This window comes from Ramlibacter sp., from assembly GCF_013697775.1.
GTDB lineage: Bacteria > Pseudomonadota > Gammaproteobacteria > Burkholderiales > Burkholderiaceae_C > Ramlibacter.
This window is the reverse complement of record NZ_JACCWG010000418.1, coordinates 1-13011: the sequence shown is the minus strand read 5'-3', so window position 1 is coordinate 13011 and position 13011 is coordinate 1. Positions and strand designations below refer to the sequence as shown.

The window sequence follows — 13011 nt, the reverse complement described above, 5'->3', positions numbered from 1 at the left end:
GCGCGGTCGTGCGCGGCGTGCTGGAACACCGCCGGCGCCAGCTGCGCGTAGCGCGACTGGCCGGCGCCCTCGCACCAGCGGTGCAGCTGTTCGCGCGTGCCGCCGCAGATGTCCTGCACGTGGCGCGCCAGCGGACCGGGCGCCACGCGTCCGTCGAGCGCGGCCTGCGCATGGCGCATCGCGTTCAGGCCCAGCCAGGCGCCGCTGCCTTCGTCGCCGACCGGAAATCCCCAGCCGCCGACGACGCGGCGCTGGCCATCGGGCGACAGCGCCTCGGCCACGCTGCCGGTGCCGGCAATCAGGATGGCGCCCGGCCGGCCCGCGTGGGCGCCGAGCAGCAAGGTGTGCGCATCGCTTTCCAGGACGATGCGCGCGAAGCCGATGTCCGCGGCCAGGAAGGCGTCGCGCGAGGCATGGCTCACCACGCCGGACAGTCCCGCGCCGAGTGCGCAGTGCTCCCAGCCCGGCTGCGGCATCTGCGCGTCGTCCAGCGCGCGCCGGCAGGCCAGTTCGATGTTTCGCCAGGCCTGCGCCACGCCCTGCCCCAGGGCCGAGGGCCCCGCGGTGCCGCGCCCGAGGATGCCGCCGTCGCCGCGCGCCACCACCGCCCGTGTGGAGGTTCCTCCGCCATCGACGCCGAACAGGAACTCGACCATGTCCCGATTTGAAACACGGCAGGGCGTGCGCGTTTGCCGGACGACAGCCCGGTTACACGTCGCCTCGGGACTATCCCGGCTGACAACCGCCGAGCTCGCCCGTAACCTCTCCGCCATCTCGCCGAAAAAACGCATACAGAAGTCCCATGAGAACACCCCTGCTCGCCCTCACCCTCGCGGCTGCCGCCATTGCCACCGCATGTCCCGCATCGGCGCAATCCACCGGCCAGATCAACGTGATCTGCTCGGTGCAGGCCGAGTGGTGCAACCTGATGTCCACCGTGTATGCGAAGACCACCGGCGTGAAGGTCAACATGACGGCCAAGGGATCGGGCGAGGCGCTGGCGCAGCTGAACGCCGAGCGCGCCAACCCCAAGACCGACATCTGGTTCGGCGGCACGGGCGACCCGCACCTGCAGGCGGCCGAACAGGGCCTGACGCTGGAATACAAGTCCGCGCAATTGAAAGACCTGCACCCCTGGGCACAGAAGCAGGCCACCGATTCGCAGTATCGCACCGTGGGTGTGTACCTCGGGCCGCTCGGCTTCGGCTTCAACAAGGAGCTGCTGGCCAAGAAGAAGGCGCAGCCGCCTGCCTCCTGGGCCGATCTGCTCAAGCCCGAATTCAAGGGCGAGGTGCAGATGGCCAACCCGGCCTCCAGCGGCACCGCCTACACCATGATCGCCACCCTGGTGCAGCTGATGGGCGAGGAGAAAGCCTTCGACTACATGAAGAAGCTGCACACGAACATCAGCACCTACACCCGCTCGGGCACGGCACCGGTGAAGGCGGCGGCACGCGGTGAAACCATGGTGTCCATCAGCTTCGTGCACGACGTGACCACCGAGGCCGTCAATGGCTTCCCGGTCGGCTCGGCCACGCCGTCCGAGGGCACGGGCGCCGAGATCGGCTCCATGAGCATCGTGAAGAACGGCCCCAACACCGAGGCCGCGAAGAAGTTCTACGAATGGGCGCTGACGCCCGGCGGCCAGCAATTCGGCCTGGCGGCCAAGCAGTTCCAGCTGCCCAGCAATGCCAAGGTGCCGAAGGACAGCCGCATGACCGATCCAGCCAAGATCAAGCTGATCAACTATGACTACGCCAAGTACGGCGCCAGCGCCGAGCGCCGCCGGCTGATCGCGCGCTGGGAGAAGGAAGTGATGAACCTGCCGCGCTGATGCAGCCCTCCCCCAACCGGCCCCTGTGGCTGTGGGTTGCCATCGGCGCGCTGGGATTCCTGGCGCTGCCCTGGTTCGCCATCCAGGACGCCAACGGCCTGCTGATGGCGCCATACGTGTTCTCGCGGGAACAGGCGGGCAACGGGCTGCTGCAGGCTGCGCTGTACGGCAAGCCGTGGCTGTGGGCAGCGGTGGCGGGGCTTGCGGTGGCGGCGCTCGCCTGCCGCATGGTGCCGGGCCGCAGGCAGGGGTTGCTGCTGATCGCCGGCGCCGGGATCGCATTGTTCGTGCTGCTGGCCGCGGGGTTTCTCGTCGGTGCGCGCGGCTGGTCGTTCGAATCGTTCACCGCCGCCTTCGGTGCGCTGCCGGCAAAGCAATCCGGCATGGGCTGGGGCGGCTTCGTGGTGCTGGCCTCGCTGCTGGTGCTGGCCGCCTTCGGTTGCGCGCGCCGCGGCTTTTTCCGCGGCGACCTGTTCGTCGCCGCCGCGGTGCTGGGCTGCGCGGCCCTTCTGGCGCTGTTCATCGTGTTCCCGGTGCTCAAGGCGCTGGCCGCGGCGTTCCTTGCGGAAGACGGCGGCTTCGCGCCGCTGTCCATCGTGGAGCGCGTCGCCAGCGAACGCAATTTCGGGCTCGGTTGCCTGGCCGGCCGCGGCAGCTGCGGCGTGGCCTGGAACACGCTGTTCCTCGGCCTCGCCACGGCCGCCAGCACCACGCTGCTGGGCACCCTGATGGCGCTGATGGCCGAGCGCACCTCGCGCAAGTACGCCAGGCCGCTGAACGTGCTGGCGATGCTGCCCATGATCACGCCGCCCTTCGTGGTCGGCCTGGGCCTGATCCTGCTGTTCGGCCGCGCCGGCGTGGCCAACCAGCTGCTGGAATGGGCCTTCGGCGTCGCGCCCACGCGCTGGTTCTACGGCTGGCTGGGCATCTGGGTTGCGCAGACCTTCGCCTTCACGCCGATCGCCTTCATGATCATGCGCGGCGTGGTGCAGGGCGTGGCGCCCAGCCTGGAGGAAGCGGCGCAGACCTTGCGCGCCAGCCCGCGCGCCACCTTCCTCACGGTGACGCTGCCGCTGCTGAAACCCGGCCTGGCCAACGCCTTCCTGGTCGGCTTCATCGAGAGCATGGCCGACTTCGGCAACCCCATCGTGGTGGGTGGCCAGTTCTCGGTGCTGTCCACCGAAATCTTCTTCGCCATCGTCGGCGCGCAGTACGACCCCGGCCGGGCGGCGTCGCTGGCCTGGATCCTTACCGTGTTCGCGCTGGCCGTGTTCGCGCTGCAGCGCGGCGTGCTCGGAAAGAAGAACTACACCACCGTGTCCGGCAAGGGCGACGCGGGCATCGCGATGGCGCTGCCCGCCGGCGTGCGGCGCGTCGTGCACGGGGTGGTGCTGCCGTGGATCGCGTTCACGCTGGTGGTGTACCTGTTCGCTTTCGCCGGCGGCTTCGTGCAGACCTGGGGCCGCGACTACACCCCCACCTTCAAGCATTTCAACACCGCGTTCGCGCTGGAATGGGGAGCGTTCGGCATCGTGTGGGCGGGCACGGCTTGGAGCTCGTTCTTTACCACCTTCAAGCTGGCCGCCATCGCCGCGCCGATGACGGCCGGCGTGGGCCTGCTGATCGCCTGGCTGCTGGCGCGCACGCAGTTCCGCGGCCAGGGCGCATTCGAGTTCGCCGCGCTGCTGGCCTTCGCCATTCCCGGCACGGTGCTCGGCGTGAGCTACATCCTGGCCTTCAACGTGCCGCCGTTCGAGCTCACCGGCACCGGGCTCATCATCGTGCTGTGCTTCATGTTCCGCAATCTGCCGGTGGGCGTGCGCGCCGGCACGGCGGCCTTCAAGCAATTGGACAAGTCGCTGGACGAAGCCTCGCTGATGCTGCGCGCCGGCAGCGTCCGCACACTGCGCCACGTGGTGCTGCCGCTGCTCAAGCCCGCGCTGGTGGCGGCGCTGGTCTACAGCTTCGTGCGCGCCATCACCACCGTCAGCGCGGTGATCTTCCTGGTCACCGCCGAGAACGAGCTGGCCACCACCTACATCATCGGCCGCGTCGGCCAGGGCGACTACGGCGTGGCGCTGGCCTACTGCACGGTGCTGATCGTGCTGATGTCCGCCGCCACCGCGCTGATCCAACTGCTGGTCGGCGAACGGCGCCTCGGCCGCCGCGCCGCTCCCGCGCCTTTCGTGGCGCCGGCATCAATCCAGGCAAGCACATGACCCCATCCGTTCCCGGCATCGAGTTCCGCGGCGTGTCCAAGCGCTATGGCGCGGACCCGGCCTCGCCGCTGGCGGTACAGGGCATCAGCTTCACCGTGCCGCAAGGCACGCTTACCACCATCCTGGGACCGTCGGGCTGCGGCAAGACGACCACGTTGCGCATGATCGCCGGGCTGGAGTCGCCCTCGGCCGGCAGCATCCTGATCGCCGGCCAGGACGTCACCGCGCTTGGCCCGGCCGAGCGCAACGTGAGCATGGTGTTCCAGAGCTACGCCCTCTTCCCGCACATGGACGTGATCGGCAACGTGATGTATGGCCTGCGCATGTCGGGCCAGGCCAAGGACGCGGCGCGCAGGCATGCCACCGAGGCGCTTGCCACCGTGGGCCTGGTCGGCTATGACGCGCGCCTGCCGAGCGAACTGTCGGGCGGCCAGCAGCAGCGCGTGGCGCTGGCGCGCGCGCTGGTGCTGGAGCCCGCCGTGCTGCTGTTCGACGAGCCGCTGTCCAACCTGGACGCGCGGCTGCGTCGCGAGATGCGCGAGGAGATTCGCACGCTGCAGCAGCGCCTGGGCCTGACCGTGGCCTACGTCACGCACGACCAGGCCGAGGCGCTGGCGGTGAGCGACCAGATCATCGTGATGGACCACGGCGCCATCGCGCAGGCCGGCACGCCGCAGGAACTGTACGAGCGCCCGCGCAGCGAATTCGTGGCCGGCTTCATGGGCGAGGCGATGCTGTTTCCCGCGACGGCCACGGGCACGAACGAGGTGCAGCTGGGTCCGCTGCGCGTGCCGGTGAGCGGCACGCCGCCGGCCGCCGGCCCGGTGAAGATCGCCGTGCGGCCCGAGGCGTGGCAGGTCGGCCCGGCGGGCAGCGGCATGCCGGGGCGGCTCGCGAAATCCGCCTACCTGGGCAGCAGCTACGAATACACGTTCGAGACGGAACTCGGGTCGGTGTTCGTGGTGTCGGCGGATTTGGACAACGCCATCGCGCCGGGTGCCGAAGTCGGGCTGTCGCTCGGGCGGCACGGCGTGTCGGTGGTGGCGGCCGGCGCCTGATGCGCTGGCGCCGCGGCGTTCACGCCCGCAGGTAGGCCATGGCCGCTTCCCGCCCCTGCTCCACGATGGCGGTCTTCCATGCGTCGTCGTCGCCATAGAACGCGTCCAGCAGTTCGCGCTTGATCCGCGCGCGCTGCTCCTGCGAGGCTTCCGGGTGGTTGTGCAGCCACTGGTCGCCGCGCAGGGCGTCCAGCGTCTGCTGCAGCGGCACCACGCCGTATTCCAGCGCCATCCCGGTGTACTCGGCCTGCGGCACTTCCTGGGCGACCATGACCCAGAGGTTGCCGGTGAGCGGCGCCGAGGTCGAGGTGCCGTCGTCGGGCGACGTCATGTGGCCCCAGATGTGCCGCGCGCGCGGCCCGGTCTCGGGCGGGCCGGCCAGGATGCGTTCCCCGTGGCCGCGCGGGCCCAGGCCGGTGTGGAAGTCGATCCAGCCCAGCGTCTTGCAGCGGCCCGCCTGCTCGCGCAGCATCCGGCGCATGGCGCCCTGGCTCCAGGTGGGCGCATTCCCGCCGAAGAACAGGCCCTGGGGATGGCTGTGCTGCCCGCCGGTGATGGCCTGCTGCAGCGCCATCGGCCCGTTCGCGCGCGCATAGGCTTCCAGCATCTCGCGGTCGCTTTCGGCCTGCGGCCATTGCGCCGGCACGATGTGCTCGGCCAGCTGCGCGTAGCCGGCATTCTCGGGCAGCGGCCCGCCGAAATCGTGGAAATTGCGGTTGAGGTCGACGTTCTCGTTGGTCATGCGCCGCAGCCAGGCGAAGCCCCAGGGGTTGAGGCCGTGCGCGTAGACCACCGCCGTGCCGGTGCGCGCGCATTCGGCGCGCCAGGCGGCGTCCTGCAGCAAGGTCACCTGGACGCCGGAGCCGCAGAAGCCCTCCACGCCGTGGCAGGCGCTCGACAGGATCAGCACGCGCTCGGCCTCGGGCGGGCCGTCGCGCACCAGGTCCAGCGCCAGTTCCTCGCCCTCGGGCCCTTGTAGCGGGTGGAGGATGGACGTCGCCTGCAGGCCCGCGGCCGAAGCGGTGGCGAGGAACTTGGCGCGCGCCTCGCGGTAGGTGGCGGAAAAAGCGGAAGCAATGGGGGACGCTGTGACGTTCATTGGGCGGGTCGTGAATGCACAAATGCAGAGAATATCGTGCTTGGCGTGCCGCCGGGCTAGAATTCTTCCGTGCGCCAGCAAACCCGTCAGACGATGATCATGACCACCTCTCCCGCGCGGGACGAGGTGGTGCAACGCTGACACGCTGACGCACAACACCAAGGCCCCGCCGGCAACGGACGGGGCCTTTTGCTTTCTCCGTCCGGCCACCGGCCCACAACGACGGAGAAACGCATGCACCACCCCACTCTCGCCAGCTCCCACCCCGACGCGCGACGCCCGCTGCGCGTCGGCATGCTCGGCATCGGCACCGTCGGCTCCGGCACTTACCGCGTCATCACCCGCAACCACCGCGTGATCCATGCGCGGGCCGGCCGCGCGATCGAGCTGCGCATGCTGTCCACCCGCACGCCGGAACGCGCCCGAGCGCTAGTCGGCCCCGAGGTGTAGCTGCTGGCCAACCCGCTGGACCTGGTGCGCCACCCGGGGCTGGACGTGGTGGTGGAGGCCATCGGCGGCTGCGGCGCCGCGCGCACGCTGGTGCTGGAAGCCATCGCCCACGGCAAGCACGTGGTCACGGCCAACAAGGCGCTGCTGGCGCAGCACGGCGAGGAGATATTCGCCGCCGCCGCCCGGCACGGCGTGATGGTGGCCTACGAAGGCGCGGTGGCCGTGAGCATTCCCATCGTGAAGGCGCTGCGCGAAGGGCTGGCCGCCAACGAGGTGCAGTGGGTGGCGGGCATCGTCAACGGCACCAGCAACTTCATCCTGACCCGCATGCGCGACGACGGCGTGGCGTTCGGCGAGGCGTTGGCCGAAGCCCAGCGCCTGGGCTATGCCGAGGCCGACCCCACGTTCGACGTGGACGGAATCGACGCGGCGCACAAGCTGGCGCTGTTGGCCAGCATCGCCTTCGGCATGCCGCTGCGCTTCGACGCGGTGCACACCGAGGGCATCAGCGCCATCGCGCCTGACGATTTCCGCTGCGCCGCGGCGCTGGGCCACGCCGTCAAGCTGCTGGCGGTGGCACGCAGGTCGCCGGCCGGCCTGGAACTGCGCGTGCAGCCGGCGCTGGTGTGCGCGAACAGCCTGATGGCGCGCGTCGACGGCGCGATGAACAGCGTGATGGTCGGCAGCGACGCCGCCGGCGTCACCATGTACTACGGCGCCGGCGCCGGGTCGGAACAGACGGCGTCGGCCGTCGTGGCGGACCTGGTGGAGATCGCCCGCATGGAAGGCGCGCGGCCGGAGCAGACGGTGCCCTACCTGGGCTTCCACGCGCATGCCATGGCCGCGCCGGACATCGTGCCGGTCGGCGATGTGGTGGCGCGGCATTTCCTGCGGATTCCGGTGCAAGCCGGCGCCGATGCGCAGGTGCTGCAACTGCTGGCGCAGCGGGACATCGCGGTCGCGCAACAGCTATCGCTGCACCCTGGAGAGGCCGATGCGCCGTCCCAACTGGCGCTGCTGACGCATGCGGTGCCGGTGGCGGGCATCCGTGCAGCGGCCGCCGAGCTGCGAGCGATGCCGGCGGTGCGCGGCTCGATTGCAGCGTTGCCGGTGGAAGAGCTCGGCTGATGTGCTCGGCTGATTCGCGGGACGGTCGAGGCCGACTCCCACAGCCGCGAGGCCGCGTGCCGCCTAGCATGGCCTTTTTCCTCCGCACCAGGTCCATGGCCGAGTCCAAGCTCGCGATCTACGGCGCGATGGCCGCCAACGCCGCCATCGCCGCCACCAAATTCGCCGTGGCTGCCGCCACCGGCAGCTCGGCCATGCTGTCCGAGGGCATCCATTCGCTGGTGGACACCGGCAACGGCGCGCTGCTGCTGCTGGGCGTGCACCGCAGCAAGGCGCCGCCGTCGGCGCAGCATCCGTTCGGGCACGGCAAGGAGTTGTATTTCTGGAGCCTGATCGTCGGCGTGCTGATCTTCGGCCTGGGCGGCGGCATCTCGTTCTACCAGGGCGTGCTGCACGTGCTGAACCCCAAGCCGCTGGAGGATCCGTTCTGGAGCTACGTGGTGCTGGCCGCGGCCTTCGTGTTCGAAGGCGCGAGCTTCGCCATCGCGTGGCGGCAGTTCACCGCCGAGCGCGGCGCCGTGCCGGTGTGGAAGGCGCTGCGGGCGAGCAAGGACCCCGCCACCTACACCGTGCTGGCCGAGGACAGCGCCGCCCTGCTCGGCCTGCTGATCGCGGCGGCGGGCGTGTTTGCCAGCCACCGCCTGGGCATGCCGCGCCTGGACGGCGCCGCCTCCGTGGTCATCGGCGCGCTGCTGTCCGGCGTGGCGGTGCTGCTGATCCGCGAGTCGCGCGGCCTGCTGATCGGCGAAGGCATCCAGCGCGAAACCGCCCAGGCCATCGGCGACCTGGCACGCGCGGAACCGCTGGTGCGCGAGGTCGGCCCGCTGCTGTCGATGTACGTCGGCGCAGAGGACGTGCTGGTCACCTTCGCCGTCGCGTTCGCGCCCGACGCGCCGGCAGCCGAGGTCGCCGACTGCATCCTGCGCATCGCGGCGGCGGTGCGCGAACGCTTTCCGAAGATTCGGCGGATCTACATCGAGCCGGTGCCGCCGGGAAGCTGACTTTCTAAGGAGGAGTCCTGGACTCGGGCTGCTGCGGCGTCGCTGCGCGTTTCGAGCGCCTGCGCAAGTCACCTTCGAATCCGTCGACAAGCTGTGAGATGGCGCTGGTGCTGCCGGGCTTGGTCAAATGATGATCAAACCCCGCTTCGAGCGTTCGATCGCGATCACGCTCCGCGCCCCAGCCGGTCAGGGCAACCAGAATTGCCCTCGCGCCGAATGACGTGCTGCGCAATGCACGGGCGACCTCATAGCCGTTCATGCGCGGCATGCCGATGTCCAGGAAGACCACCTGGGGTTCGAACGCCCCGGCCTTGTCCAGGGCCTCCTGCCCATCATGGGCGACCGCAACGCTGTGCCCCCTTGTCTCGAGAACCGCGGCCAAGCTGTCGGCCGCGTCGATATTGTCGTCGACGACGAGAATGCGATAGGTGTGCAGCGCCGGCGCCTGGAACGCCTCTGCCGCACCTTCCACTGCTGCCCGGGTGGTCGGCAGGACGACGCAAAAGGTACTGCCGCGTCCCAGGCCCGGACTCAGCGCTGCGACTCGCCCCCCATGCATTTCGACCAGGCTGCGAACCAGTGCCAGTCCGATCCCCAGGCCGCCGTCCGAGCGGAAGATGTTCCGCTCCACCTGCGTGAACATGTCGAAGACCTGGGGAAGCGCCTTGGCCGGGATGCCCACGCCGTTGTCGGTCACTTCGATCGTGACCGTGTGGTTTTCCACCCGCGCCGCAAGCGCCACTTCTCCCCCATCCGGCGTGTACTTGGCCGCGTTGTTCAGCAGATTGCAAAACACCTGGGTCAATCTGACGGTATCCCCGTTGACGTAGACGGGCTGCTGCGGAAGATCGACGTGGAAGCTGTGCCGGTGCTGTTGCAACGCCGGCGCGCAGCTTTCCACTGCACTGCGGATGATCTGCGAGAGCTCGACCACTTCTCTTTGCAGCTGCACCTTGCCCGAGGTGATGCGGGCGACTTCCAGCAGGTCGTCGACCAGGCGAACGAGCTGCTTGATCTGCCGCTCCATCATGTCGCGCGTGCGCGCTCTCAGCTCCGGCCGATCTTCCGCGATGCGCAGCAGCTCGAGTCCGTTCGTCAGGGGCGCCAGGGGGTTGCGCAGCTCATGAGCGAGCGTGGCCAGGAACTCGGTCTTCCTGCGGTCTGCTTCGGAAAGCTCCGCCGCCAGGCGGCGCAATCCTTCCTGGCTGTCGCGCAACTGGTCGGTCGCCGCCTCCGCCTCCTCCCTGCGGCCGATCTGGAAGAGCGCTTCGGTTTGGGCAGTCTGTACGTTGCGAACTGCGGTGATGTCGTGGAGTGAGATCACCACACCGGCAACCCTGCCTTCGGCGTCCAGCAGCGGCGCGCTCCTGGTATCCATCAGGCGCTTGCCGGGACCCGCGCCCAGTTGGACTTCGACCCTGTATGCCTGTTCGCCGCGCAGCACGCGTTCGATGGGCGACTCGATCGCGTTTGCACGAAACAGCTCGCACGGCCGCGCGATCCCCGTATGCTCGAACAATTCCCGGGCAGCCCGGTTGACCAGCGTCGGCGCACCCGTAGCGTCCGTTGCAACGATGGCATCTTCCACTCTCTCCAGGACCGCCTGCAGGAACGCACGTTCGCCGCGCAGCTGCTCTTTGCCCCGGCAAAGCTCGACGAAGACGCCCACTTTTGCGCGGACGATCTCCGGTACGACCGGTTCGGTCACGAAATCGACACCCCCCATGGCGTAGGCGGCAGCACCGCCGTCGCTCTGGTCCGCACCCGACATGAAGATGATCGGCGTCGACCGCGCCCGCGGGATGGCCCGGATCAGCCGGGCGGCCTCGAGTCCGTCCATGCCGGGCATGCGAATGGCCAGGAGAATCACCGCAAAGTCCTCGCGGCGGACCAGCTCGATGGCTTCATCGCGCGACGAGGCCTTGACGAGCTTCTCGTCGAGCGCACCGAGGGCGGCCTCCAGCGCCAGCAGGCTCGCCGGAATGTCGTCGACAAGGAGAACGTTGATGCAGCGCTTATCGGCGGCGGCATTACCGATGAAATCGACAGTCACGTTGGACATGGGCCTCTCGGCGCGGCCGCGCCACCTCGCACGACTGGAAAATAGGTCGCGGCGGGAATTTAGCGGCTCTGCCGCGGCTGGGTCTGTCCGGCAGCGCACATAGGGAGCGTGCTGCCGGGGGCTAAAATGAGCGATACCTCACCCGTCTCTGCGCATGAGCCCCGCCGCCGCCAATCTCTCCGAGTTCATCGTCATTCATGCCGAGAAAATCATGCGCGAGTGGGAGACGTTCGCCGCCACGATGCAGCCGGCCGCGGCCGACATGTCGTCCGCGGAACTTCGCGACCACGCCAAGCAGATGCTCGACGCCATTTCGGTGGACATGGACAAGAGTCGCACCGCCGCGCAGCAAACGGCAAAGTCCAAGGGGCTGGTGCCCGCCGCCAGCGGAACCAGCGCTGCCGAGGCGCATGGCGCCATGCGCCACGCGAGCGGCTTTTCGCTGGAACAGCTGTTTGCCGAATTCCGCGCGGTGCGGCACAGCGTGCTGCAGCTCTGGCTGTCGCAGGCGGCGGCCTTGCCCGCGGACAACGCGGACGAAATCATCCGGTTCAACGGGGCGCTCGACCTGGCATTGGCCGAATCCGTGGCGACTTTCGCGTATCACTCGAATCGGACCAAGGACACTTTCCTGGCGATCCTGGGCCACGACCTGCGCGGGCCATTGGCCACCATGAGCGTGGCGGGCGGCTACCTCAGCCGCCCGGGCGTCGGCACCGAGGCCACCCTACGGATGGGCGCGCGCGTCTCCAGGAGCGCCGCGACCATGACGGCCATGGTCAACGACCTGCTTGAATTCTCGCGCTCCCAGCTTGGCGGCAAGATCCCCCTGGCTCCCGAGCTGGCGAATCTCGCGGAGATCTGCGAGGCCGCCGCGCACGATGCAGGCGCGGTCTACCCGGACGCGATCATCGAAGTCGAAGTCTCGGGAGACGTGACGGGCATATTCGACTCGGACCGGCTGCAGCAGGTCCTGACCAACCTGCTGGTGAACGCGGCGCAGTACAGCGCAGGCCAGGTTCCGGTTGTGATTGCCGCCGAGGGAACGCCGGACACGCTGGTCGTGAAGGTGACGAACCACGGCCCGGTGATTCCGCAAGCGCACCTGAAAACGATCTTCGATCCGCTGATTCAACTGCCGCAGGACAGCCCGCTGCGCAAGCGCTTGTCCACAAGCCTCGGCCTGGGACTTTTCATCGCGGAGCAGATCGTTTTTGCGCACGCGGGTTCGATCAAGGTCGAGTCCAGCGCCAGCAAGGGCACCGTCTTCTCGATCGAGATTCCGCGGCTGCAGGCCGCGCCCGACGAAGCCGCACCAGGCGGCTGACGCGTTCAGGACGCAGCGCGCGGCCCCGCACGCGCGCCCCACCCCACGATCGCCGCACCCAGCAGGTTCGCCGCCGCGCCGAGCAGGATCGCCACCGTGTAGCTGCCGCTGGCGTCGAACGCAAATCCGGTGGCGCTGGGCCCGATCAGCGTGCCGAAGGCGATGCTGGTGTACAGGATGCCGATGATGCCGCTGACGTTGCGCCCGCCGAACGCGTCCATCACCAGCGCCGGCAGCAGCGCGACGTAGCCACCGTAGAAGACGCCGTAGACCAGCGCGAACACGGCCAGCATGGCGAAGCCGCCGGAGGCGGCCCAGACGCACAATGACGCCGCCATGCCCGCGAACATCACCAGCAGGCTGCGCCGGCGGCCCAGGCGGTCGGCGACGTCGCCCAGCAACAGCCGGCCCGCCGTGCTGCCGATGCCGATCACGCCAAGCAGCAGCACCGCCGAGGCGGGGGGCACGCCGTGGTCGGTGGCATACGGCACCAGGTGCGCGAACGGCACGAACAGGCCGAACGAGCTCACCAGGCACCCCAGGTACAAGCCGATGAACGGGCGCGAGCGCACCGCGTCGCGGATCGACATGCCCGCCAGCGCGGCCGATGCGTGCGCCGTCTGCGCCACCGGCGCGCCGTCGGGCGCCAGCCCACGGTCACGTGGTTCGTTGCGGATCCACAGCGACATGCCGGCGCCCAGCAGCGCTGCTAGTGTGGTGCGCGCCTCTGTTCTGTACTTATCGTGAGATCGCAGCCAATGCAGCCTTGGCTCTGGTGACCTTGGCCAGGATGTCCGAAGCACTGGCTGTCCAGATGAATGGTTTGGGGTTGT

10 protein-coding genes and 1 pseudogene are annotated in these 13011 nt (G+C 69.1%); 7 read left to right on the top strand and 4 right to left on the bottom strand.

What is annotated here, in order from left to right; all coding sequences use genetic code 11:
• The coding region (locus H0U68_RS21220) for a BadF/BadG/BcrA/BcrD ATPase family protein (protein ID WP_296358890.1) at positions 1–656 on the bottom strand (656 nt) is incomplete at its 3' end.
• A gap of 146 nt (positions 657–802) precedes the next feature.
• Between H0U68_RS21220 and H0U68_RS21215 the strand changes: the two genes are divergently transcribed.
• Genes H0U68_RS21215 through H0U68_RS21205 form a run of 3 tightly spaced genes read left to right on the top strand, consistent with a single transcriptional unit; the run spans position 803 to position 5111 of the window.
• A complete protein-coding gene (locus tag H0U68_RS21215; protein WP_296358889.1) occupies positions 803–1834 on the top strand; it encodes an ABC transporter substrate-binding protein in 1032 nt (343 codons plus the stop codon).
• Positions 1834–4053: an iron ABC transporter permease gene (locus H0U68_RS21210; RefSeq protein WP_296358888.1), complete on the top strand. Its 2220-nt coding sequence runs from the start codon at positions 1834–1836 to the stop codon at positions 4051–4053. Before H0U68_RS21215 ends, H0U68_RS21210 begins: the two co-directional genes overlap by 1 nt.
• Complete coding sequence (locus H0U68_RS21205; protein WP_296358887.1) at positions 4050–5111, top strand: ABC transporter ATP-binding protein; 1062 nt, start codon at positions 4050–4052, stop codon at positions 5109–5111. The genes H0U68_RS21210 and H0U68_RS21205 overlap by 4 nt, the downstream gene beginning before the upstream one ends.
• 19 nt (positions 5112–5130) lie before the next feature.
• Here H0U68_RS21205 and H0U68_RS21200 read toward each other — a convergent pair whose 3' ends face one another.
• A complete protein-coding gene (locus tag H0U68_RS21200) occupies positions 5131–6210 on the bottom strand; it encodes a M14 family metallopeptidase (RefSeq protein ID WP_296358886.1) in 1080 nt (359 codons plus the stop codon).
• 234 nt (positions 6211–6444) lie between these two features.
• On the opposite strand from H0U68_RS21200, the gene H0U68_RS24420 reads away from it, so the two are divergent.
• The 3 genes from H0U68_RS24420 (at position 6445) to H0U68_RS21190 (ending at position 8789) form a co-directional block, all read left to right on the top strand.
• The gene (locus H0U68_RS24420) at positions 6445–6660 is read left to right on the top strand and encodes a hypothetical protein (RefSeq protein WP_365732275.1); all 216 of its coding nucleotides are present in this window, start codon (positions 6445–6447) and stop codon (positions 6658–6660) included.
• Complete coding sequence (locus H0U68_RS21195; protein WP_365732276.1) at positions 6661–7788, top strand: homoserine dehydrogenase; 1128 nt, start codon at positions 6661–6663, stop codon at positions 7786–7788. It begins immediately after the preceding gene.
• A gap of 68 nt (positions 7789–7856) precedes the next feature.
• Positions 7857–8789, top strand: coding sequence for a cation diffusion facilitator family transporter (locus tag H0U68_RS21190; RefSeq protein ID WP_296358885.1), 933 nt, complete (start codon positions 7857–7859; stop codon positions 8787–8789).
• Between the two features lie 4 nt (positions 8790–8793).
• Here H0U68_RS21190 and H0U68_RS21185 read toward each other — a convergent pair whose 3' ends face one another.
• A complete protein-coding gene (locus tag H0U68_RS21185) occupies positions 8794–10851 on the bottom strand; it encodes a response regulator (RefSeq protein WP_296358884.1) in 2058 nt (685 codons plus the stop codon).
• A gap of 154 nt (positions 10852–11005) precedes the next feature.
• Here H0U68_RS21185 and H0U68_RS21180 point away from each other — a divergent pair, with 154 nt between their 5' ends.
• Positions 11006–12178 (top strand): HAMP domain-containing sensor histidine kinase, encoded by a 1173-nt coding sequence (locus H0U68_RS21180; protein WP_296358883.1) that lies wholly within the window; start codon positions 11006–11008, stop codon positions 12176–12178.
• A 5-nt stretch (positions 12179–12183) separates the two neighbouring features.
• Here H0U68_RS21180 and H0U68_RS21175 read toward each other — a convergent pair.
• Positions 12184–12891 (bottom strand): annotated as a pseudogene (locus H0U68_RS21175) (MFS transporter); the annotation flags it as partial.
• Between the last annotated feature and the right edge of the window lie 120 nt (positions 12892–13011).